Annotated in this window: 22 protein-coding genes; 5 read left to right on the top strand and 17 right to left on the bottom strand. The window is 35.6% G+C overall.

What is annotated here, in order from left to right; translation table 11 throughout:
- Positions 1–139 precede the first annotated feature (139 nt).
- From FHR29_RS01925 to FHR29_RS01935, 3 genes are read right to left on the bottom strand one after another with little or no spacing between them, the layout of a single operon-like run.
- Positions 140–307 carry a FeoB-associated Cys-rich membrane protein gene (locus FHR29_RS01925; RefSeq protein WP_021191178.1) on the bottom strand — a complete coding sequence of 56 codons (168 nt, stop codon included), beginning with the start codon at positions 305–307 and terminating at the stop codon, positions 140–142.
- Between the two features lie 6 nt (positions 308–313).
- Positions 314–2,413, bottom strand: a complete 2,100-nt coding sequence (gene feoB, locus FHR29_RS01930) for a ferrous iron transport protein B (protein ID WP_183912041.1) — start codon at positions 2,411–2,413, stop codon at positions 314–316.
- On the bottom strand, positions 2,414–2,653 hold the full coding sequence (locus tag FHR29_RS01935) for a FeoA family protein (RefSeq protein WP_021191175.1): 240 nt from the start codon (positions 2,651–2,653) through the stop codon (positions 2,414–2,416).
- A 106-nt stretch (positions 2,654–2,759) separates the two neighbouring features.
- Here FHR29_RS01935 and FHR29_RS01940 point away from each other — a divergent pair, with 106 nt between their 5' ends.
- Positions 2,760–3,236 (top strand): MarR family winged helix-turn-helix transcriptional regulator, encoded by a 477-nt coding sequence (locus tag FHR29_RS01940; protein ID WP_021191174.1) that lies wholly within the window; start codon positions 2,760–2,762, stop codon positions 3,234–3,236.
- On the opposite strand, the gene FHR29_RS01945 is transcribed toward FHR29_RS01940, so the two are convergent.
- Together FHR29_RS01945 and FHR29_RS01950 are read right to left on the bottom strand one after the other, a co-directional pair.
- Positions 3,233–4,051, bottom strand: a complete 819-nt coding sequence (locus FHR29_RS01945) for a ZIP family metal transporter (protein WP_183912042.1) — start codon at positions 4,049–4,051, stop codon at positions 3,233–3,235. The two genes, FHR29_RS01940 and FHR29_RS01945, sit on opposite strands and share 4 nt — an antisense overlap.
- Positions 4,048–4,632 (bottom strand): phosphatase PAP2 family protein, encoded by a 585-nt coding sequence (locus FHR29_RS01950; protein WP_021191172.1) that lies wholly within the window; start codon positions 4,630–4,632, stop codon positions 4,048–4,050. Before FHR29_RS01950 ends, FHR29_RS01945 begins: the two co-directional genes overlap by 4 nt.
- A gap of 203 nt (positions 4,633–4,835) precedes the next feature.
- Here FHR29_RS01950 and glmM point away from each other — a divergent pair, with 203 nt between their 5' ends.
- Complete coding sequence (gene glmM / locus FHR29_RS01955) at positions 4,836–6,218, top strand: phosphoglucosamine mutase (RefSeq protein WP_021191171.1); 1,383 nt, start codon at positions 4,836–4,838, stop codon at positions 6,216–6,218.
- Between the two features lie 367 nt (positions 6,219–6,585).
- On the opposite strand, the gene FHR29_RS01960 is transcribed toward glmM, so the two are convergent.
- The 9 genes from FHR29_RS01960 to FHR29_RS02000 all read right to left on the bottom strand — a co-directional run bounded on the left by FHR29_RS01960 (position 6,586) and on the right by FHR29_RS02000 (position 17,010).
- Positions 6,586–8,169, bottom strand: a complete 1,584-nt coding sequence (locus tag FHR29_RS01960; RefSeq protein WP_183912045.1) for a M60 family metallopeptidase — start codon at positions 8,167–8,169, stop codon at positions 6,586–6,588.
- A 194-nt stretch (positions 8,170–8,363) separates the two neighbouring features.
- Complete coding sequence (locus FHR29_RS01965; protein WP_168127458.1) at positions 8,364–11,534, bottom strand: efflux RND transporter permease subunit; 3,171 nt, start codon at positions 11,532–11,534, stop codon at positions 8,364–8,366.
- Between the two features lie 33 nt (positions 11,535–11,567).
- Positions 11,568–12,713 carry an efflux RND transporter periplasmic adaptor subunit gene (locus FHR29_RS01970; RefSeq protein WP_132772676.1) on the bottom strand — a complete coding sequence of 382 codons (1,146 nt, stop codon included), beginning with the start codon at positions 12,711–12,713 and terminating at the stop codon, positions 11,568–11,570.
- A gap of 25 nt (positions 12,714–12,738) precedes the next feature.
- On the bottom strand, positions 12,739–14,067 hold the full coding sequence (locus FHR29_RS01975) for a TolC family protein (protein WP_031288119.1): 1,329 nt from the start codon (positions 14,065–14,067) through the stop codon (positions 12,739–12,741).
- 4 nt (positions 14,068–14,071) lie between these two features.
- Positions 14,072–14,659 carry a TetR/AcrR family transcriptional regulator gene (locus FHR29_RS01980; RefSeq protein ID WP_132772678.1) on the bottom strand — a complete coding sequence of 196 codons (588 nt, stop codon included), beginning with the start codon at positions 14,657–14,659 and terminating at the stop codon, positions 14,072–14,074.
- A gap of 305 nt (positions 14,660–14,964) precedes the next feature.
- The gene (locus FHR29_RS01985) at positions 14,965–15,390 is read right to left on the bottom strand and encodes a cytochrome c (RefSeq protein ID WP_132772679.1); all 426 of its coding nucleotides are present in this window, start codon (positions 15,388–15,390) and stop codon (positions 14,965–14,967) included.
- A 1-nt stretch (position 15,391) separates the two neighbouring features.
- On the bottom strand, positions 15,392–16,039 hold the full coding sequence (locus tag FHR29_RS01990; protein ID WP_183912047.1) for an SCO family protein: 648 nt from the start codon (positions 16,037–16,039) through the stop codon (positions 15,392–15,394).
- Position 16,040: 1 nt separating this feature from the next.
- Positions 16,041–16,469 carry a hypothetical protein gene (locus tag FHR29_RS01995; RefSeq protein ID WP_021189715.1) on the bottom strand — a complete coding sequence of 143 codons (429 nt, stop codon included), beginning with the start codon at positions 16,467–16,469 and terminating at the stop codon, positions 16,041–16,043.
- Between the two features lie 61 nt (positions 16,470–16,530).
- Positions 16,531–17,010: a DUF4442 domain-containing protein gene (locus tag FHR29_RS02000; protein WP_021189716.1), complete on the bottom strand. Its 480-nt coding sequence runs from the start codon at positions 17,008–17,010 to the stop codon at positions 16,531–16,533.
- 90 nt (positions 17,011–17,100) lie between these two features.
- Here FHR29_RS02000 and FHR29_RS02005 point away from each other — a divergent pair, with 90 nt between their 5' ends.
- Entirely contained in the window at positions 17,101–18,336 is a 1,236-nt protein-coding gene (locus FHR29_RS02005; RefSeq protein WP_260291578.1) for an MFS transporter, read from the top strand.
- A gap of 7 nt (positions 18,337–18,343) precedes the next feature.
- On the opposite strand, the gene FHR29_RS02010 is transcribed toward FHR29_RS02005, so the two are convergent.
- Both FHR29_RS02010 and purN read right to left on the bottom strand, forming a co-directional pair.
- On the bottom strand, positions 18,344–18,523 hold the full coding sequence (locus FHR29_RS02010) for a hypothetical protein (protein WP_183916746.1): 180 nt from the start codon (positions 18,521–18,523) through the stop codon (positions 18,344–18,346).
- A 50-nt stretch (positions 18,524–18,573) separates the two neighbouring features.
- Positions 18,574–19,146 (bottom strand): phosphoribosylglycinamide formyltransferase, encoded by a 573-nt coding sequence (gene purN / locus FHR29_RS02015; protein WP_183912049.1) that lies wholly within the window; start codon positions 19,144–19,146, stop codon positions 18,574–18,576.
- Between the two features lie 146 nt (positions 19,147–19,292).
- On the opposite strand from purN, the gene FHR29_RS02020 reads away from it, so the two are divergent.
- Complete coding sequence (locus tag FHR29_RS02020; RefSeq protein ID WP_183912051.1) at positions 19,293–19,790, top strand: peroxiredoxin; 498 nt, start codon at positions 19,293–19,295, stop codon at positions 19,788–19,790.
- A 98-nt stretch (positions 19,791–19,888) separates the two neighbouring features.
- Positions 19,889–21,799: a class II glutamine amidotransferase gene (locus FHR29_RS02025; RefSeq protein WP_168127462.1), complete on the top strand. Its 1,911-nt coding sequence runs from the start codon at positions 19,889–19,891 to the stop codon at positions 21,797–21,799.
- A gap of 122 nt (positions 21,800–21,921) precedes the next feature.
- Here the strand turns inward: FHR29_RS02025 and FHR29_RS02030 are convergent, their stop codons facing one another.
- The gene (locus FHR29_RS02030; RefSeq protein ID WP_132772688.1) at positions 21,922–23,133 is read right to left on the bottom strand and encodes an MFS transporter; all 1,212 of its coding nucleotides are present in this window, start codon (positions 23,131–23,133) and stop codon (positions 21,922–21,924) included.
- Positions 23,134–23,179: the final 46 nt, after the last annotated feature.

Below are 23,179 nucleotides of genomic sequence, written 5' to 3' on the forward strand. Positions count from 1 at the left end.
TTATTTAGCAACAAAAATAACTTTTCAATTTCAGCTCCGAATGGAATACAAAAACCGTTGACATCGAACATGACAACGGTTTTTATTTTTAATCCTCAGTATATATTCTACTAAAGAATGATCTCTAATTTGAATGTGGTTACAGATTATTTTTTTGTTGAACTTTCGGTTGCGTCATATCACAGCCACAACCTTTACCACAACTTTTTTTACCTTTGAATGAAGCACGCATCGTTTTTGAAAAGTAGATTACCGCTGCGATAATGATTACTCCAACGATGATGTATTGAATAGTTAAATTCGTCATAATATTTTATTTTAATGCCTGATAGGCGATTAAAGCTGCTATATAAGCTAAGCCTGTCATAAATCCTACTTGAATTAAAGTCCATTTCCAAGATGCTGTTTCTTTTTTTACAATTGCTATTGTACTCATACATTGCATTGCGAAAGCATAAAATAGTAAAAGGGAAACACCTGAAGCAAGATTATAGGCAGGTAAACCTGTATTTCTGTTTACCTCAGCTCTCATTTTACTTAAGATTGTTCTTTTAGAAGCATCATCTTCAATATCTGCATCATCACCAATGCTATAAACTGTAGCCATTGTTCCAACAAAGACCTCACGCGCTGCAAATGATGATATCAAGCCAATTCCCATTTTCCAATCATACCCCAATGGTTCTACAATAGGCTCAATTACCATGCCCAGATATCCTAAATAGGAGTGTTCCACCTTATAAGAAGATATTTCATGATCGAGATCTTCTTGCGATAGCGACGGATTATTCTGCGTTACAATTTCTTCAGCATTTTTAAATTTATCACCAGGACCAAAACTTCCGAGCGCCCAAAGTATGACAGATATGGCTAAGATGATTTTACCTGCGCCAAACACGAAACTGGATGATTTGTCCCAAACATTTAAAAATAAATTTTTCCAGTCCGGGAATTTATAAGTTGGTAATTCGAAAATTAAGAAAGATTTATGTTTGGTCTTAATAATTTTATTCAATAACCATGCTGAACCAAGAGCCGCTAAAATGCCCAGAATATAAAGCGCAAATAAGATAATACCCTGAATATTGAACCCAAGAAATTTAGTGTCAGGAATGACTAAACCAATGATAACAATGTAAATTGGTAATCGTGCAGAACAAGTCATAAACGGTGTTACTAACATCGTTACCAGACGTTCTTTACTATTTTCAATGTTTCGTGCAGACATTACAGCAGGAACAGCACAAGCTACACCTGAGATCAATGGAATGACTGATTTACCATTAAGTCCAAAAGGTCTTAACCAACGGTCCATTAAGAATACTACACGGCTCATATAGCCTGTTTCTTCCATCAATGATATAAAAATATATAAGATCACAATTTGGGGAACAAAAATAACGATACCGCCAATTCCCTTAATAATACCATTGGATAACAGATCTGGAAGTGGTCCTGCTGGTAAGACACTCTGCACATAAGCCGCTAAATCGGCAAATTGCGTATCAATGAAATCCATGGCTGGTCCAGACCAATTATAAATACCTTGGAATATCAAAAACAGCACCCCAAAGAAAATCAGATAACCTAAAATAGGGTGTAGTAAGATTTTATCAATACCATTCGTAACACTTTTCGAATCGATATCTTTTGATACGATTGTACTTAATGCATGTTCTAAATTCTTATTACGCTGAATGGATTCTTCTTTTTGTAATACCTGTGGAGTTAGATTATGCTGTTTTCTAATACTTTCTAGAGCATTATTTTTTTCCTCCGGTAGAAATTCTACGTTACCTTTTGCTAAATACTGCCATGTATTGTACTCGTGTTCCAGTGGGAATAGTTTTTTTGCTTCCTCAACAGGTGTAACATATTGTGCGGGAATACTAAAGTTTCCAATATATAGTGGTGGAATTGAATCAAAAGCTTTGATCAATTTGTCAATTCCCTCACCATTACGTGCATTTGTTAAAAAAACTTTAGTCTTTAATAGGGACTCCAATTTTGGAATATCAATTTGAATACCTTTTGTCGTTGCTTCATCAATCATATTGATGACAAAAATGGCCGGTAATCCAAGTTCTCGTGCTTGTTGATAGAGAATAATTGATCTTTTTAAGTTGGACGGTTCACCGACAACAACAATTAAATTTGGTTTAAGCTTGTGTTGTTGATCGACAAGTATATTGAATACAACTTCTTCATCCAAAGAGTTCGGAAATAAGGTATAAGTACCAGGTAAATCAATGATTTTATATGTTTTATTGTTTGCCGTTAACGAGCCTTCGCGTTTCTCAACGGTGATACCGGGATAATTTCCAACTTTCTGATTGAGTTTCGTAATACGATTAAACAGCGATGTTTTACCCACATTTGGATTCCCCAAAAGTGCAATAATAGGATTGTTCATTTATTTTGGATCGATAATGATTACTTTGGCTTCAGACTTTCTGATAGCAATCAATGAGTTACTAGCAATTATATTTAGACAGATCGGACCGTTTAAAGGGGCAATATGTTTGACTTCAATTTCGGTTCCGGGAAGGAATCCCATTTCATAAAATTTAGCGGGAATGTCATTCGAATTCAAATCAACTATTATAGCTTTTTGTCCCTTTTTAAGCTTGTCTAAACTAGATTTATCGCGCATTATTTCTCTTAATATGTAATTTTCAAATATATGAATTTTATCTGATTTAGAATGATTCTAATGTAATTCTTATGCATTTATGATAAATATGTGATATATTTAAATTATGAAAATTGATGAAGCCATACAAGTGAAAAAATTTAGTACGGAGTGGCAACGTGCCACTGTTAACCTATTGTACACAAGTAATTGGGTAACTGCAGTTTTGGAGAAGAGGGCAGAACAAAAGCAAATTACATTACGTCAATTCAATGTGCTACGGATATTGCGGGGACAATTTCCGAAACCGGTTACTAATAATTTGATAAAATCTAGAATGCTGACGAATACGCCTGATATTTCGAGGTTGATAGACCGATTGGTTCTAAAAGGACTAGTCGATCGCTGTAAGTCAAATGAAGATAAACGTGCAGTCAACTTATTAATAACAGAATTAGGGCTTAAAATCCTCGAAGAACTAGAACAAGAAATGCTTCTGAGTGATATTCTCCCGAATCATCTATCGGAAGCTGAATGTACCCAATTAAATGAACTCTTGGATAAATTTCGAGGAAGTTTAGAACCTGAAACCAAAACTAATTAGTGATCATGATGGTCATGGCTGTGGTCATGACCATCATGATTGATTTCTTGCGTATCCTCCGAAGAAGAATGGCTGTGACCGTGGCCATCAAATAAAAAATTCATCAAAGCAATTGCAACACCGACAAATACGGCTATCATTTTCTTTTTATTGAATTTATGATGATCTGCTGAGCCAGATTCAAATAATATTGTTGTCGATATATGTAGGAATATACCGATGACAACAGCCATTATTTTATCAAAATACTGTTGAATATTACCAATTTCACCGGTACTTATTGCTTTACTGAAAGAGAATCCCAGAGGTGTCATCGCAGCAAAAACAATTAACAGTGTTGTAATACTCTTTTTAGAAAGATGCGTACTGATCAATAAACTTCCTAATGCAAATGCAGCAGGTATATGGTGGATTGCTATTCCAAAAACCAGCTCTGTTTGATGGGTAGCAGCTAAAGGCATCCCTTCCAAAAATGCATGTAAACATAAACTGATCATAATTCCCATAGGAAAAGCATGATGATGGCTTTCTTCATGATGAAGATGGCCATGTTCGATTCCTTGCGAGAACTGTTCTAGCACCAGTTGGAATAAGAATCCTCCTAATACATATATTCCTAAAATTTCTGCATCTGTAGTACGTGTCTGATAGACATGCGGTATTAAATGCAGTACCGTGATGGCAAACAGATAGGCACCACTAAATGATAGAATTAATTTAAGTAAATTCGTATTGTTTCTTTTTACAAAGAACACTGCTAAACCACTTGCTAATGCAGAGAAAAAAAGAATACTTACTAAGATGATTGCGCTCATTTCGCTATAACGGGATTAAAGAATTCTGGTTTTAGTTTCTTAAAGATATATCCGGTTGCCATACCGATCAGTATCCCTAAAATTGCTCCACATAAGATATCAAACGGATAGTGAACACCCACGTATATCTGTGAAACAGAAATTAATGTTGCCCATGTGATACATAACCACATTGCATGCTTCCATTTTCTTCTGAATAATGCGATCCAGAAAAATGCTAAAGCAAAATGATTGGTGGCATGAGAAGAGGTAAAGCTAAATCCTGAACCACATCTCACACGGATATTGACCTCTTCTTTAAATACGATATCATTGCAAGGACGAACCCGTTTAACTGATTTCTTGATTAAGTGAGAAGAGACTGCATCAGAAGCTCCGAATGTAGCTAATGTCATAACAACAATCAGGATGCCCGTTTTACCATATGTTTTAATAAAGAAAATAACTAAAAATAGGTATAAAGGAGCCCAAGTATATGGATTTCTTAAAATTGGAAGTAGCCAGTCAAATACCGGATTACTTAATCCCTGATTAATGGCTAAAAAAATTTCTTGATCAATATGTACTATTTGGTCAATCATGTTGCTGTATTAAAGTGAAATTATTTGATAACAGTTCTTCGTGATCTGAATCCAAATGTATAAATAATTTCAATTTGATGCGGATATATATGTAAAAGAAACAATGTTGCAACAAAAGTATGTTAATTATTTCAGAAAAGGAAACGCTTTATTATAAATATTTGGACTATTGTTTTATTTTTACGGAATAAACGTAATTTAACATGACTTTAATTAAATCAATATCTGGTATTAGAGGTACCATTGGTGGTCGTTCTGGAGAAGGGTTGACACCTATCGATATCGTGAAGTTCACGGCAGCTTATGGTAAGATCATTGTGAATCAGACTGGAATTAACAAAATTGTTGTTGGTCGTGATGCACGAGTTTCCGGTGAAATGGTCAGTAATTTGGTTATTGGTACTTTACAGAGTATTGGTGTAGATGTGATTGATTTAGGCTTATCCACAACTCCTACAGTTGAGATTGCGGTTCCTAAAGAAAATGCTGGTGGCGGCATAATCCTAACGGCGTCTCATAATCCAGGTCAATGGAATGCTTTAAAATTATTAAATGCTAAAGGTGAATTTATCAATGACGCCGAAGGTAAGCAAGTACTGGCATTAGGTGAAAGCTTAGATTTTGATTTTTCAGAATTCGAAGATTTGGGAACAGTTCATAAAGACACAAGCTACATGCAGAAACATATTGATGATGTTTTAGCGTTGGATCTGGTAGATGTAGAAGCTGTTAAAAATGCAAATTTCAAAATTGCAGTGGATGCCGTTAATAGCACAGGAGGTTTGTTCATTCCTGCTTTGTTAGAAGCACTAGGAGTAGAAACAATTTATAAAATTCATTGTGAGCCTGATGGTAAATTTCAACATAACCCTGAACCGCTAAAAGAAAATCTTACAGATCTTTCTAAGGCAGTATTGGAAAATGGAGCTGATTTAGGTATTGCAGTAGATCCTGATGTTGACCGTTTGGTTTTCATGATGGAAGATGGTGATTTATTTGGTGAAGAATATACCTTGGTAGCAGTATCAGATTATATTTTGCAACATACAAAAGGAAATACAGTTTCTAATTTATCTTCAACAAGAGCATTGCGCGATGTAACTGTTAAACATGGAGGTCAATATTTTGCGGCCGCAGTTGGTGAAGTTAATGTAGTGACAAAAATGAAAGAAGTTAATGCCGTTATCGGTGGTGAGGGTAATGGCGGTGTAATTTACCCGGCATCACACTACGGTCGCGATTCACTGGTTGGTGTAGCAATATTTTTAACACATTTAGCAAAGTTGGGTAAAAAGGTATCTGCATATAGAGCCGAATTGCCACAATATTTTATGTCTAAGAATAAAATCACATTAACTCCAGAATTGGACATTGATGATCTTTTAGCAAAAATGGAAGCAAAATATAAGCATGAAGAGCATTCAACTATTGATGGATTGAAGATTGATTTTGAAAATGAGTGGGTTCACTTACGCAAATCAAATACAGAGCCGATTATTCGTATCTATTCTGAAGGTCCTACAGCTGAAGCCGCAGAAGCAATTGCACAAAAAATAATAGCTGAGATCGAAGAAATTATTAAGTAATTTTTAAGATTATTTTATTTTTAAAGCCTCCAGAAACTCATGCTTCTGGAGGCTTAGTTTTTGATACTAAGTCCTACCTATTATCTGTCTTTATTTATTCAAGGCGTATAATTTTTTATAACATAGGAAAGAGTTTATTGATCGAAATATCCTGTTTTAAGCCACTTGTTCCTAATGATGCCCAAAATTCTGTATCTGTAAATTTAACTCTTTACAAGCGCTGAAAGAGATCTACTTTCGAGTTTTTTAGGGTTTGCTCGCTCAAATCAGTTTTTATAAGTATTAATGAAATATGCCCTAAAAGTATTTCACCTTTAGGGCATATCTGCATTTTATTTTTATAATTTGCTTTTACGTCTGTTTTATATTAATCGGTCAGTGTAGAGATATCCATATCTGGCTTTGGAAGATTAAGTTGTTGAATTTCTTTTTTGCACTTATCAACCATTTCTTGTGTCATTTCGTATGTATAATTACCATAATCATCATAAGTAAATTTTCCAACATGGAAGAAGCCATACAGATCAAAGAAATCTGTGAGATCAAGTTTTGCGACCTGAGATGCTGTTTTTACAAAATTCAATTGGTGTACAGCAGGGTTGTTTCCACGATCGCCCATTACTTGACCGCCACCGCGTCTGCTTCTACGTTCAGGATTCTGTTTGCGGAAGGCTTCAAATAAATCGGGGTAAAAATTAGGATTTTTACCTTGATTTGCGAAATACAGTTGAAGTTGCCAGAAAGGTACTAAGCGATTGAATACATCTGGATCCTGTAGGTAACTTATTTTACCATTAATGATACTTTCTCTGGATTTTTTGTAATTACCTTGTTCTGAAAGACGGCTTTTATTGCCATAAGAAGTTGTTACATAAAGAGAGAAAATATTATTACTTACTTCACCCAATCCTCCCCAGTTCAAGTAAGGTCTTAATTGATGCACGTGTCCTACTTCATGTGAAAACCCCCAACATGGATCACCTTTGATTACGCGGGCTGGGTCTACAACAAGCGGCATTGCATTGCCAGGATCCGTACCCATATAAGCAACTCCATCTCCGTCACGGAACATGTAATAATTATAATTTACACGCGAGAGAATTTTGTTTTCAGGGACTTTGTTATATTTAATAAGTCCCATAATACGATGCTGTCTGTAAATAAGAGAATCATAATTACTGATCAGCTCGACACCTTTTCCATAAGCATACTTTTTAATATCGGCAGCAGGGTAGGCAATCTGAATGTGTCGACCTTTGGCATCAATAACCGGATATACAGCCTGATCTACCAACTTGTTCCAATCTTGGTCATTGTTTTTCGTAATATCAAAGTAACCATTAACTGGGCTACCAATAAAATGTACACTGATTGCTTTTTCTTTTTTAGGATTTTCGGAAAAATAATCGATATAAGCCAGACCGTCGAAATCTTTGACATCAATGATGTTGATACCATTTTTGAGTTTAAATTCTTGCTTTACAATACCCCATCCCTTTGGGTCTTTGGTCGGATCCATTCCTTCGGGAGCTCGGCGGTTCCAATTTGGAATGATCAATTTAACTTCATTATCTGCAGCGATATGATCAACAGATATGATATGGCGGCCTATAGGCAGATAAATTCCGGTTATATTTTCATATTTGCTGTATCCATCACCGATCATTAAGTTATGGCCTAAGGTTGAAGGGCTAAGGATAGCCTTGTATTCTGCAAACCGGTACTTTTGATCATATTGATTATTTAATAAGGAGGTGGCAACCTGTTTGACCTGTGGATTTTTAATTTTATCAAGATCAGATTTTTTGATTCCTTTTTTTAGCTTAACGGCTAAAGGAGTTTCGAATACTTGTAAGTCTTGATAAGCGTCTGCATAGTCTTTAGCAGATTGCGCATGTAGACTACTTATCGTACCGGCAAGCAGTAATAAAGTAATGAATTTTAGCTTCATATTTAGATGGTTAGTTGAAGTGCTAAAATATCAAATTGTGCTAACATTAAAGCATTTTTCAATTGTAAGATTATTGTTAAGATTGTAGCTTCAACCGGCAATGTTTTTAGCGATTTGAAACAGCTTATAATAAAGAAAGCCTTTCAAAATGAATTGAAAGGCTTTCTTTATTATATTGAGATAAATTTTAATGTTTAGTGAGCAGATAAATTTTTAGCTTTTTCTTCATCAAAATTAGCTTCTAACTCGGCTAATTTCTTTTTACCATAAGCCAGTCGTGTGATCACAACGAACAGTACCGGAACGATAAAGATTGCTAAAACTGTCGCTGCAGACATACCACCAAATACTGTCCAGCCAATTGTTTGGCGAGAAATGGCACCGGCGCCAGTCGATAACATCAAAGGAATAATACCTAAGATAAATGCAAAAGATGTCATGATAATAGGACGCAGACGAAGCTTAACAGCATCTAATGTTGCCTCATATAAGTTCATTCCGATATCTACACGTTCTTTAGCAAACTCAACAATTAGAATCGCATTTTTAGCCGCTAAACCAATAATTGCAACTAAACCAATTTGCGCATAGATATTATTATCTAATGCTGGAATCAATGTTAATGTTAAAATTGCTCCAAATACCCCTAGTGGTACCGATAATAAAATTGAGAATGGAACAGACCAACTTTCATAAAGCGCAGCTAGTAGCAAGAATACAAACAGAATACATAAACCAAAGATCATAATAGTCATATTTCCAGATTTTGTTTCTTGTAAAGCCAATCCTGAGAAATCATAACTATAACCGTTCGGCAATGTTTCTGCGGCAACTTCCTGAAGCGCTCTGATGGCATCACCGGACGAATAACCAGGCGCAGCACTACCACTGACCTCTATACTTCTAAAGATGTTATAGTGATTGATAATAGCTGGATTCTGAACAAGGTTCCAAGTAACCAATGAACTTAAAGGAACAGATTCACCGCGGCCATTATTAACATATAATTTGTTGATGTCCTCAATGTTCATACGGTAATCTTTATCCGCCTGAGATACAACCCTAAAGTTACGTCCGTATCTTGTAAAATCATTAATATAAGAAGATCCAAGGTATGCAGATATAGTGGTATAGATTGTCGAAACAGGAACCCCCATTTTCTTCGCTTGCTCTCTATTAACAGATAACTTGTAATTTGGAGTTTTTGTGTTAAATAGGGTATAGGCCATACCGATTTCAGGTCTCTGATTGGCTGCAGCTAAGAATTTACCAACTACACCTTCGAAGACTTTGATATCTACGGTCTGTTGATCTTGAATCATTAAACTGAAACCACCAGAAGTACCAAGACCAGGAATTGCAGGAGGAGTAACAGCGAGTACACGTGCTTTATTATAGCCAGCATATTTTCCCATGATACCACCCGTAATTTGGTTAGCAGTACGCTTTCTATCTTTCCAAGGTTTTAGAGAAACGAAAACTGTCGCTACGTTAGGCTGGAAAGCTCTGTTCAAAATATTGATACCGGCAATAGCCGTAATATCTTTAATCTCTGGATAATCTTTACGTAATTCTTGCTCTACTTCATTTAAAATTTCTTTTGTACGTGTTGTAGACGAACCTTCTGGCAAGGTAATACCGGCAAAGAACATCCCATTATCTTCACCAGGAATAAATCCAGTTGGTTTTTTATTAAACATATAACCTGTACCAATGAAGATACAAAGTAAGATGATTAACGCCATAGGAGCCTTTTTGATACAGTATTTTACACCATTAGAATATTTGTTCGTTACTCTTTCGAACCAGATATTAAACTTGTAGAAAAACTTATTAAGACCTTTCGCTTCCGAGTGAACTGCTGTTGGTCTTAACATGATCGAACATAATGCCGGTGTTAATGACAGGGCAATAAATGCAGACAACATAACCGAAACGGCAATTGTTATGGAGAATTGTTGATACAATTGACCCACCATACCTGGGATAAATCCTACAGGAACGAATACTGCAGAAAGAATCAAAGCAATTGCAATAACCGGAGCTGTAATGTCTTTCATGGCACGACGCGTTGCATCTGCCGCAGACATCTTATAATGATCTATATAATGCTGCACCGCCTCAACCACCACAATCGCATCATCGACCACAATACCAATAGCAAGCACGAATGCCAATAAAGTTAAGTTATTGATTGAGAAACCGAATAATAAGAAGAAGATAAATGTACCAACAATAGATACAGGAATCGCTAATACAGGAATTAGTGTTGCTCTCCATGACTGTAAGAAGAAGAATACAACTAAAGTTACTAATAGTAAAGCTTCAATCAAAGTATGAATAACTGATTCAATGGAAGCATTAACAACAGAAATTGTCTCATAACCGACAACATAGTCAACATCATCAGGGAATGATTTTTTTAATCTTTCCAATGCAGTATAGATACCCTCTGCAGATTGCACAGCATTACCTCCTGGAGTTTGAGAAACCATCATACCAGAAGAAGTCATGCCATTTACACGCGTACTTGTTGCATAACTGAATTGACCCAATTCTACTCTCGCTACGTCTTTTAATAAAACAATTGATCCATCTGTATTTGATTTCACAATGATTTCTTCAAAATCCTGTACCGAAGATAAATCTGAATCCGTAATCACTGGGTATTCAAATACCTGATCTGATTTTTGCGGAGTAGAACCTACTGATCCTCCCGGAATTCTTAAGTTTTGTTCAGCAATTGCTGTAGAAACATCTGCAGGAGTTAGATTTAAATTCGTTAATTTATTGGCATCTAACCAAACGCGCATGGAGAATGGCTGTCCAAAAGCGGTAACCTCACCAACACCAGTGATACGTAATAACGCATCTTTGATGTATAAATTGGCATAGTTATCTAAAAACTTAGCATCGCGGGTACCTTTTGGTGATACCAGTGAAACGAGCATTAAGATATCTGTATTCGCTTTACGTGTCGTTACTCCTAAACGTTTAACAGCTTCGGGTAACGCTGGTTCAGCAATACCCACACGGTTTTGAACGTCTAATGTAGCGATATCAATATCAGTACCTACTTCAAAAGTTACGGTTATCTGTGATTGACCATTCGATGTACTGTTCGAGGACATGTAAAGCATGCCCGGTGTACCATTAATTTGACTCTCAATAGGAGTCGTTACTGTTTGTTCAACAGTTTGAGCATCCGCGCCAGTGTAGTTTGCTGTTACTGAAACAGTTGGTGGGGCTACGGATGGATATTGACTGATCGGCAATGACACAATTGAAATTCCACCTACGATCATAATCAATAGGGAAATCACAATGGCAGTGACGGGTCTTTTTATAAAAACTTCTGAAATCATATGTTTTTTTGTATCTTATAAAGTCTGTGAAAATTATTTTTTTGGTGCAGCGGCATCAGGTGCAGCAGCAGGAGCCTCAGCAACTTTTACACCTGTTTGCACATTCATGATACCATCAACAACAATTTTCTCACCGACTTTAAGGCCTGATTTTACAACTACTTTATCTCCTAATTTTAAACCTAGATCAACTTTACGTTGTTCAGCTTTACTGCTGTCACCAACAACATAAACGTTAAATACTCCCAACTGATCTTGAACAGCTTTATAAGGAATAACAATTTCTTCAGTTGCTGAATTCGTTTTGATGTTTAAAGATAGATTCATTCCAGCTCTCAAGACATTACCAGGGTTGTCAAAATTAGCACGTACTCTTATCGTTCCTGTCTGTGGATCAACTGCTCGGTCAATAGTGGCAATTCTTCCTGGAGCTGTATACTCCGTTCCATCCGGTAATACTGCACCGATCTGTGCTGCAGAACCTGATTTTTGTAAGTTTACAAATTGAGGAATATCACGTTCGCTCACTTGGATTTCAACTGCCACAGGATTGATTGAAGATACCGTATTTAATCGTGTAGTTCCAGGATTAACCAAAGCCCCAAGACGTACATCGGATATACCTACAATACCCGCGAATGGCGCTCTTATAGTTGAACGATTTAAGTTTGTTTGTGCTGTTGTTACAGCAGCTTGTGCACCTAAGATCTGCGCTTTTTGATTTGCCAGATCTGTTTTAGCATAATCTAAAGTTTGTTTTGCGATCGCATCTTTATCTGCTAATGCTTGGTAACGGTTTAAATCTGTTTGCACACGATCCAAATTAGATTGTGCAATTTTAAGATTTGCTCTGGCTTGATCTAAAGCCGCAGCATAGCGAGTGCCGTCAATTTCATATAATTTTTGACCTTTGGATACCGATGCTCCATCAGTTACAAATATTTGCGTTACATAACCAGAAACTTCAGCAAATAAATCAGCTTCATTTAAGGGTTTTACAGTAGCTGGATATGTTTGGTTTCCTGTGACAATTTCTTCTGTGGCAGTTGCTATGGAAACAGGTACAACACGTTCTGCTTGCTGTGCAGCCTGTTGTTTCTGAGCATCTTTATTGCCACATGACTGCCAGATTAGCGTAGTCCCAATAAAAAAAGCTGCTAATAAATGTTTTTTATTCATGATATTCTTGGTTTCTTAATGTTGTTTATTTTGTATCTACAGTTCCTAATGCTTTTTGAACATCTAGCTTACTCGATAGAAGTGCATAAAGTGCATTTAAATAATTCAATTGACTTGTTTTAAGATCAGTCTCAGCTGTCATTAAGTCTAAGTAAGTCTTAATACCTTCATCATATTGTAACTTAATGGTATCATAGACTTCCTTAGATAAGTCAACATTATCTCTTGATGTTTTCCAATCAATTAGGTTGGCATTATATGAAGCTGTTGCAAGTGCATATTCTGTGTTGACTTGATTTTTCAAATCTTCCATGCTTAAATCAATTCTACTTTCGCGTAGTTTGGATTGATTGATCTGATGCTTTCTTTTAAAACCTTGAAAAATTGGAATAGATACAGATAATCCAGCTACAGAGCTTGGGAAATTGTCATTATACAAATCCTTAAATTTGTTATTTCTGTAATTAAATGCATAGTTATAAAATGCGCTTACATTTGGGAGGTAGGTCCATTTATAGTATTGCGTTTCTAATTCTTGCATTTTCTTGGACGTTTCCAATTGTTGGAATTCAATTCTATTGGTTACGCTAGCAGATGAAGTCGTGTCAATCAGAATCTGATTTTCCATATTCGCATTCTCAAAAGATAATGTAATATCAACTTTATGATCAACTGCTATTAAATTTTTTAAATAATCATATTTATAACGGCGTAGTTCAATAGTCCGTTTTTCGTCCGCATTTGCATTGCTTAACGCAATTTGAGCTCTTTTGAAATCGGTTTTGTCAACCATACCAACTTCGTAGCGTACTTTAGCGTCGTTATATTGTTTTTGAAGTCTAGCAATGTTTTCACGAACAATTTTGATCTGCTCTTCACTCGTTAAAATATCATAGTAAGCTTTACTCACTTCAACCACTGTGTTGATTTTTTGACTTTCAGTGTTTTGCTTATTGGATTGACGGATAAGTGTTGCTGCTTTTGAAGCTTGCATAAGTGCCGGATTCAAAATCTGTTGATCAGCCTGTAAGGTTAAAGCACTAGCATTCTTCTGTCCTAACGCAATGTTCTGTCCACCTATAAAAGAGGTGGGAACTTTAACATTGTAGTTGTAAGAACCATTAGCGTTTACCTGTGGCAACCAGCCAGACAAGGCAATGTCGATATCTTTTTCGCCAATTTCCTCATCAATTGCAGCCTGTTTCAGACTTATCTTGTTGCTAAGGGCATAGTCAATGAGTTGCTGCAAATTTGCTTTAGCAGGTAATGTCTCATTGCCTGTTTGTTGGGCATAACTAACATTGTATATTGTAGTCATGGCTGCCAAAGAAAAGGCTATTTGTCTAAACTTCATAAAATTATTTATTTTTAACTCCATCCCAAATGATGTTTACAACATCTTCGATGCTTTCATTTGATTTTAATTTGTTGTGTTTCACTCCTTTAATTGCTGATACAGCAGTTCCAAAGAAGACGCAAGCTAATGCTTCTACATTGGTGTCTTTTAATTCGCCTTTATTGATTCCTGTTGTTAAGAATTTAAGTATATTACTCTGACCACTAATAGATTCATTTGTTTCATAACTGTTCACCTTATAATAAGGAGATGAGTAAAATTGTTCAAAAAAACTGAACATTTCTACATGTTCTCTGTAAAATTTTACAAAGCCTTTCCATATATGAAAAAAAGTGTCTTTATAAGTCAATTTATCATCCAGCGATCCAAAGATTGCTTCATTTAAAGTGTCGCCACAGTATTGAAACAGACTAACGATCAAATCATCTTTCGATGGGAAGTAATGATAGATTGTACCGATTGCGACATCAGCTTCCTGAGCTATCTTGCTCATCGCTGTGCCATGAAATCCATGATCTTTGATCAACCGAAGTGTGGTCTCAAATATGGAAATCACTTTAGAATTATTTTTTGTGTATTGAACGTTCATTCGGTTCCAAATGTAGAAATTTTAATCAAATCTAAATGTCAAAATATTGTAATGAAAAACTATATTTTATTCATTGCAGACATCTATTTATTCGCATTTCCAATGTTAACATATTTTAACATTTAGTTGGTTTGCTAATCAATTTGCATGGCCTATATTTGTACCATCATAATTTAGGTTTATAATTGGTTAGTAAAGGTTTTCATTCTCCCCGTTTGAAAACCTTTCTTTTTTTACCTAAATAGGTGCCAACACAAAAAAAGCCTAGTTGATTAACTAAGCTTTTCTTTAAATCATGGAATGTCCTACTTGCAATTTTTTAAACTCATCTGAACTTCTTCTAGACTGAATATTTTATCTTGCTTACCAAAATTTGTAGTAATATAGGTTAAAACATAGGCGATATCGATGTCGGTCAAGATTTCATTCGCTGGCATTTTAGTGTTAAATGTTTTGCCCGCAACTACAATTTCTTCTTCTAGTCCATTCTTAACAATACAGGATAAACGATCTCTATTTTTTGTTAAAAATTCTACATCGGTTAATGGTGGATATAATAGGCCTAAGCCTTCACCCTTATCGCCATGACAATTTTTACAATGATTAATATATATTTTTTGTCCATTTACGGCATATTGTGCTGTCTTTATATCTTTGCCTGACTGGCAACTGCTTATCGAGCATAAAGAATATAGAGCGATCAATACTCCTAAAAGATATAGTTTTATCATTTTACTTTTCTTCGAGTAGGATAGCAAGTTCTTTTTGTAGTTTCGCAACTTGCTCATCATTAGTACCGTCATAAGCACCGCGTATTCTTTTTTGTTTATCTACTAATACCAGATATCCTTGATGATCATATCCCCCTGGCGCATTTTTGTCTTCTGCTGTGTAGACTAGGTATTGGTTTGCAATTCCATAGATATCAGCTTTTGATCCCATTACAAAATTCCAATGATCATTGCTAACACCCAATTTATTGGCATATTCTTTTAAGACATGTGGCTGGTCATATTTGAAATCAATGCTATGTGATAAAAAGTAAACTTGATCACTATCCTTATATTGCTCGTATACTTTCAACAGATTTCTATTCATAGTAGGGCATATACTTGGGCAATGAGTGAAAAAGAAATTAGCGATATACACTTTGTTATCAAAATTCTTATCCGTTATATAGACACTATCTTGGTTTAGAAATTTGAAAGGGGGGATGGTATGGTATAGGGTATCAATAACCGTCTTACCATCTATAATTTTCTCTACTGGTTCACGTTGACCATAAATAGGAAGTGTAACAGTATTGGACTGACAACTAGATATTGTAAATGTTGTTAGTCCAATAAGAAAAGAAGCACCAATCTGAATTGATTTTAACATATTAATACTTTTTTAAGATTTCTTGTTTCTCTTTTGATACACGATCAAAGACTGCTTTCATGTCTTTTACTTTAGTCAATTCGCGATTAGCATAATCTACTGTCGTTGAATCGGCACTATAGTCTTTCATCCAATCCATCATATGATCTGTTGCATCTTCGAGATTGCTTTTTAACTGAGACAATTCTTGTCGAGTATTTGTTGTATCTAGATCAGGTTTAGCTGTTTTTATAGCACTAAGATTTGTGAGGATTGAATCGATAGTAACTGCATCTTTATCAAAAATGCTTACTTGCGGCATGATCTCATCATGAATTTTCATGGTTTCTTCTTGTGTTTTCGCTAAATCATTTTGATTATTTGTATTTGAGCTATTGGCACATGAAGTTATTGCAAAAGCTGACGCAACTAAAAAAGCTAATTTTTTCATATTGAAATATTTTGTCTGTTACCGACAAAGATACCAAATAGATAAAGAAGATAATAGCTTATTATACTCTCGTGTATGTAAAATTCAGGTCACGAATATAGATTTCATTTTTCGCAATGGCACAAATTTCATTTTGATCGTTTACAATTTCTACAGAAAATGTCTTAATAATCCGACCTCTGTTTTTAAGTGTATCCATGCATTCATTAAAATCCTCGTCAGTTATTTTGATCGAAAATCTAAGATTGGTCAAGCCAGGCTTTTTATATTCAATGGATGCTGATTTGAGCCAAGCTACAGTTTTTTTAAATCCATGCGATTGTAAGCGCTGATCAATAAGAATCGCATAAAAAGGATCAACTGCTGAAAAAATTGTTCCACCAAATATGGTACTGTTTGAGTTTTTATTGAAAATGCTTTTGATAATTTTTACATCCACACCTTGAAAGTCTGTATGAATTTTTTTGACCCATATGCGTTGGAATAAAAATGGCGGGTAAATTCTTAATAACCACTTTAGGGATTTGGGACTATACAACATGGTGCAAATGTAATACAATAAATTAAAATTCGTTTGCTAATTGATTTGTAAAAATGGTTCCACAATGATATTTTTATAAAAAAATAAAATATGGCTAACCAACCCGAAATGTCCTCAAACAAGAATGTTTGGATTATTATTCTTGTTGCCTCATTGGGGTATTTTGTTGATATATATGACCTCATTATCTTTTCGATTGTTCGTGTTAAATCTTTTGAAGAAATAGGTGTTTCTCCTGCGGATATGCGTTCCGAGGGGGAGTTTGTATTAAATATGCAGATGGGTGGATTACTGATTGGAGGTGTGATCTGGGGGATCATTGGTGATAAGTTTGGGCGATTGAAAGTCTTGTTTGGTTCGATTTTGCTGTATTCATTGGCGAACATATCGAATGGTTTTGTACATGATGTGATGACGTACGGTATCATTCGTTTCATTGCCGGTATTGGTTTAGCGGGTGAATTGGGAGCCGGTATTACCTTAGTTAGCGAAAGCATGCATAAATCAAAACGAGGGTATGGTACCATGCTGGTTGCTACAGTTGGTGTCTTAGGCGCCGTTTTAGGATATTTTATATCTGAACAATATGATTGGAGAACTGCCTACTTTGTTGGTGGCGGTATGGGATTGTTGTTACTGTTAATGCGGGTAGGGGCACTCGAGTCTGGCTTGTTTAAAACAGCAGAAGAGAAAACAGTAGTGAAGGGCAAGTTTAGTATGCTTTTCACTGATAAACGTCGTTTTAAAAGATATTTATACTGTTTGTGCATCGGATTACCGATTTGGTTTGTGGTAGGCGTACTGGTTACTCAGGCTCCAGAGATTGGTAAAGCGCTACATGCGCCAGTGGTTCTTAGTGCTGGAAAAGGAGTTTTGTTCACCTATCTGGGGATTTCTTTAGGGGATTTACTGGCAGGTTTATTAGCTCAGGTTTTGAAATCACGAAAGAAAGTCGTTTTACTGTGTCAAATAATTATCCTCGTAAGTTCTTCATGGTATTTATTAAGTGATGGTTTTTCTGAGACTAAATTTATATGGCTTTCCTTTTTTATGGGACTTGGTATAGGTTATTGGGCAACTTTTGTCACCATATCTGCAGAACAGTTCGGGACGAATTTGCGAGCTACAGTGGCCACTACTGCACCAAACTTTGTTCGTGGAGCACTGATCCCTTCAACAATGTTGTACGGTGTTCTTGTCAATCACTGGGGTATTATTACAGCCGCATTTATGATGATATTTTTATTATCAGGAATTGCTATATATGCATTAACACAGCTCGAAGAGAGCTTTGATAAAGATCTGAATTATCTGGAAGAAGAGTAGGCAAAAATTAGCGCTTTGGACATTTGCCGCAACGATTCCCTTTTTTATATTTCTTACAACATTTTTTGAAACAAGCACATGAAAAAGGAGAAAACGGACTTAATGCTTTTGTATCAGCACAAAAATCTATTTTCTCCTTTGAGAATGTATCTTGAAGTTCTGTTCCTTGCAATTCTGAAGTATTCATAATGCAAAGATATATATTATTTATAAGTAGTCTAAATAAAAAACGTTAAATTACATCTTTTTTAGTAAGTTGTCAATTACTTTAGGGTATTGCTGATGTTCTAATTGTTGTCCTTTAAACTTAATTACCTCTAAAGTATCATGAGGCTCTACTTTAAATCGGCCTTGATAAATTACTTCTCCTTCATCAAAATGCTCATTTGCAAAATGAATTGTTATGCCATGCTCTGTTTCTTTATTTGCCAATACGGCTTTATGAACATGATCACCATACATACCTTTGCCACCATATTTAGGTAACAGCGCTGGATGGATATTAATAATCTTATTGGGAAAAGCTTGTAAAAGATTATTAGGAACTAACCAAAGGAATCCTGCAAGTACAATTAAGTCAATGTTTAAGTTTTTTAACATTTTAACAATTTCGTCCGATTTGAAAAATTCATTTCGGTCAAATACGTGGACAGGTATTTCAAAATTATCAGCTCTTTGGATAACATATGCATCAGCATTATTGCTCAATACGATAGCGATTTCGGCATCTTCAGAATATTTAAAATACTCCATTATTTTTTGGGCATTGGAACCAGAACCTGAAGCAAATATGGCAATACGTTTTTTCACAGTTTAATTGTGTTAAGTGACGTTCTAAAAAAAGTTAATCAACCAAACTTACGTTATTTTTTGTAAATAAACTAACAGCTTGGTGTTATGTGTACAATTTGACTCGTATATTTAACCTTTGTCAATACTGTTTTATTTTTAATCTTATGAAAACATTTACATTAATAATAATTACTTTTTTACTTATACCAACAAAGCGTGTCAGTGCTCAGGCGCCTACACAGATCCCTTATTTTTCTCTTCAAGAGGTATTTACCGGTAAATCTTTTAAAACGTCCGATTTACCAAAGGAGGGACTTATCATTTTTAATTACTATGACACGGGTTGCAGTCATTGTCAAAAAATGGGGGCGGGGATAGCGGAACAGATACAGTCGTTTAAAAATATTAAATTCTACTTTGTTGCCATGAATGATGTCGAATATGTGGAAGGATTTATAAATATGTTTGCAAAGAAATTGAGACCTCATCCTAACGTGTCTTTTATTTTAGATAAAAATGGACAGTTTATCAGCTTATTTAAACCTACACAAACACCTTCACTGTATATCTACGATGCAAAAACACACAAATTATTAAAACATTTAGATGGTGTTGATGATGTTAAGGTATTGCAAGTAGCTTTGCAACAGCTAATCAAATAGTTTTGCTTGTCTTCTAGTTGTAATTTTTAAATACAAGAGTCTTTTTTTGATACAACTAATTATAAATATTTGCTATTTTTGCGACATCAAATCAAGATATGAGCGACTCAATTAAACACGAGTGCGGTATTGCACTTATTCGACTGTTAAAGCCCCTTTCTTATTACCAGGAAAAATACGGTACGCCTTACTACGGCATAAACAAATTGTACTTATTGATGGAAAAGCAACACAACCGTGGCCAAGATGGTGCGGGTATTGCGACCATAAAATTCGACGTAAAGCCAGGAAATCGGTACATTTCTCGTTACAGAGCGATGGGATCCAGTGCTGTGGCTGATATCTTTGAATATGTACAAAAGAAGTTTGCATCTGTACACAAGGCATATCCGGAGGAATCTAAAGATACACAATGGTTAAAAGATAATGTTAGTTTTACCGGAGAGGTATTATTAGGTCATTTGCGTTACGGTACTCATGGTAAAAATAGCATTGAAAGTTGTCACCCTTTCTTAAGACAGAACAACTGGATGTCTCGCAATTTGGTTGTTGCCGGTAATTTTAACATGACAAATGTTGACGAATTATTGCAACAGTTGTACGAGCTAGGTCAACACCCAAAAGAAAAGGCAGATACAGTTACTGTATTGGAAAAAATTGGACATTTCTTAGATGACGAAAACCAGGATTTATTTGACAAGTTTAAGAAAGAAGGTTATTCTAATATTGAAATCAGTTCTCTGATTGCAAAAAACTTGGATGTTCCTAAGATCTTAACGCGTTCAGCAAAAACTTGGGATGGTGGTTATACGATTGCAGGTATATTTGGTCATGGAGATGCATTTGTTATGCGCGACCCTGCCGGTATCCGTCCAGCTTTCTATTATAAAGACGATGAAGTGCTTGTTGTTGCTTCGGAAAGACCAGTTATTCAGACTGCATTTAATATTCCTATTGATAAAGTGCAGGAAATTAAACCTGGACATGCGTTGATTGCAAAAAAAGATGGGACAGTTACCGAAGAAATGTTTAGAGAGCCTGTTGAGCAAAAATCATGTTCTTTCGAGCGTATCTATTTTTCAAGAGGTTCAGATGCTGATATTTATAAAGAGCGCAAAAAATTAGGTCGCCTTTTATGTCCGCAAGTATTAAATGCAATTGATAATAATATTAAGAACACGGTATTTTCTTTTATTCCAAATACGGCTGAAGTATCTTACTACGGTCTGATGGATGGTATCAATACCTACGTTAGAGATTTTCAAAAGGATGCCTTATTAAATAGAGCGGATAAGATTGATGACGGTGAGTTAGAAGATATTTTAAGCATTCATCCTCGTTTTGAGAAATTGAATGTGAAAGATGCTAAGTTACGTACATTTATTACGCAAGATGCTGATCGTACTGATATGGTACAGCATGTATACGATACAACTTACGGAATTGTTAAAGATCATGAAGACACAATCGTTGCGATTGATGATTCCATTGTAAGAGGAACAACCTTAAAACAAAGTATCTTAACAATTTTAGATCGTCTGAATCCGAAGAAGATTGTAATTGTTTCATCAGCACCGCAAATTCGTTACCCAGATTGTTACGGTATCGATATGTCTAGAATGGGTGAGTTTGTTGCTTTTGAAGCGGCTATATCGTTATTAAGACAACGTGGTTTAGCACATATTATTGATGAAGTATATCAAAAATGTTTGGTTTCGATAACAGCAGATATTGACGACATAGAAAATTATGTCAAAGCTATCTACGAACCCTTTACAGATGATGAAATTTCAAATGAAATTGCGAGAATCATTACGCCACATCATTTGAAAGCTGAAGTAACAGTGATTTTCCAGACTTTAGATAATTTACATATTGCTTGTCCTGATCATAAAGGTGACTGGTACTTCTCTGGTAATTATCCGACTCCTGGAGGAAATAAAGTTGTTAATAAAGCATTTATGAACTGGGTAGAAGGTAAGAACGTAAGAGCTTACTTCAGCAGTTAATAAGAGCGAAATACATATTATAGAAAAGGCCCGATATTTATATATCGGGCCTTTTCTATAATATGTATTTTAAGTCAATTTTAATCTAAAATAATCGATTGTATACCTATTCGTTAGAACTGCTACAAACGTTTCAAAACAAAGTAAAATCCTACTGCTGTACACGCGAGAACGGCAGAGGTAGCCCACCAAAGTGTTGTGAATCCAAAGGATCCAACTATATTTGTCCCTAAAAGCGGTGAAAAAATATTCGCAGCAGAGAAGGCTAATGAATTGAAGCCCATATAGGCTCCCTGTGTTTTGGCTGTTGACCTGTTTATGGTTACAGTTGCCATAAAAGGCAGTGTTAACATTTCGCCGATGCCAAACACGAAAAAAGTAACATAGAGCATGAATACCCCTGCATGTATATTGAACATGGCATAAGATATAGAACAGAAAAGTGTTCCGATTACCAATGTTTTTGTGATGGTCAATTTGTTTTCTGCAATATGTACAATAAACATCTCTAAAAGAACGATAATTAAACCGCTCCAGCCCATTAAAAATCCGATCTCATGTTCATTTAAGTGATGCACTTCACGATAGAAAATAGGAAGTGTCGATATGAGTTGGAAAAAACATAATGAGAATATACAGCAAAGGATATTAAAGATGATAAATGGACTATCTTTATAGGGATTTCGTTCTTTTTTATGCTGCGATGTCGTGGTAACAGGTGCTGTTTTTAAAGTTTTTAAATTGTTTTTTTCCTTCTTATAGAAAAATAGAAAAAAGACAACCGCTGCCACTGCTGCCGCCATTGCATTTCCGTAGAATATCCAGTTAAAGGATATCCCTGCTAAAAAGCCACCAACCGCAGGTCCAATTGAAAACCCCAGGTTAACCGCTAATCGATTCAATGAAAAAGCACGTGTTATATTTTCAGGTTTTGCATAGCTTGCGACCGAAACCGAGTTGGCAGGTCTGAATGCGTCAAAGACAGCACTCAAAATAAAGATCATTATACCTAAAGACTCGACAGTCCTGAAGTAAGGAGTGATCAGAAATAGGGGAGCTGCTAATGTCAAACTGAGTAGCTGGACTTTAAAACTCCCAAATCGATCTGTCAGCCAACCCCCTACATATGAACCGCAAACAGATCCAAAGCCGAAACACATCAGAACAAGACCAACCTGCTTAATGTTGAAATTAAGAGCCTGGGTCATGTAAATTCCTAAAAATGGGATTACCATGCTTCCCATTCTGTTGATAAGCATTACAATTGCGAGCAACCATGCGGAGCGCGATAACCCTTTGAAGGATCCGATATAGATGGATAAAAGTTTTTTCAAGTGAATATGTAAAAAAAGCCAAAGGAATAAATCATATCCCTTTGGC

This window comes from Sphingobacterium sp. JUb56 (assembly GCF_014191365.1).
Taxonomy (GTDB): domain Bacteria; phylum Bacteroidota; class Bacteroidia; order Sphingobacteriales; family Sphingobacteriaceae; genus Sphingobacterium; species Sphingobacterium anhuiense.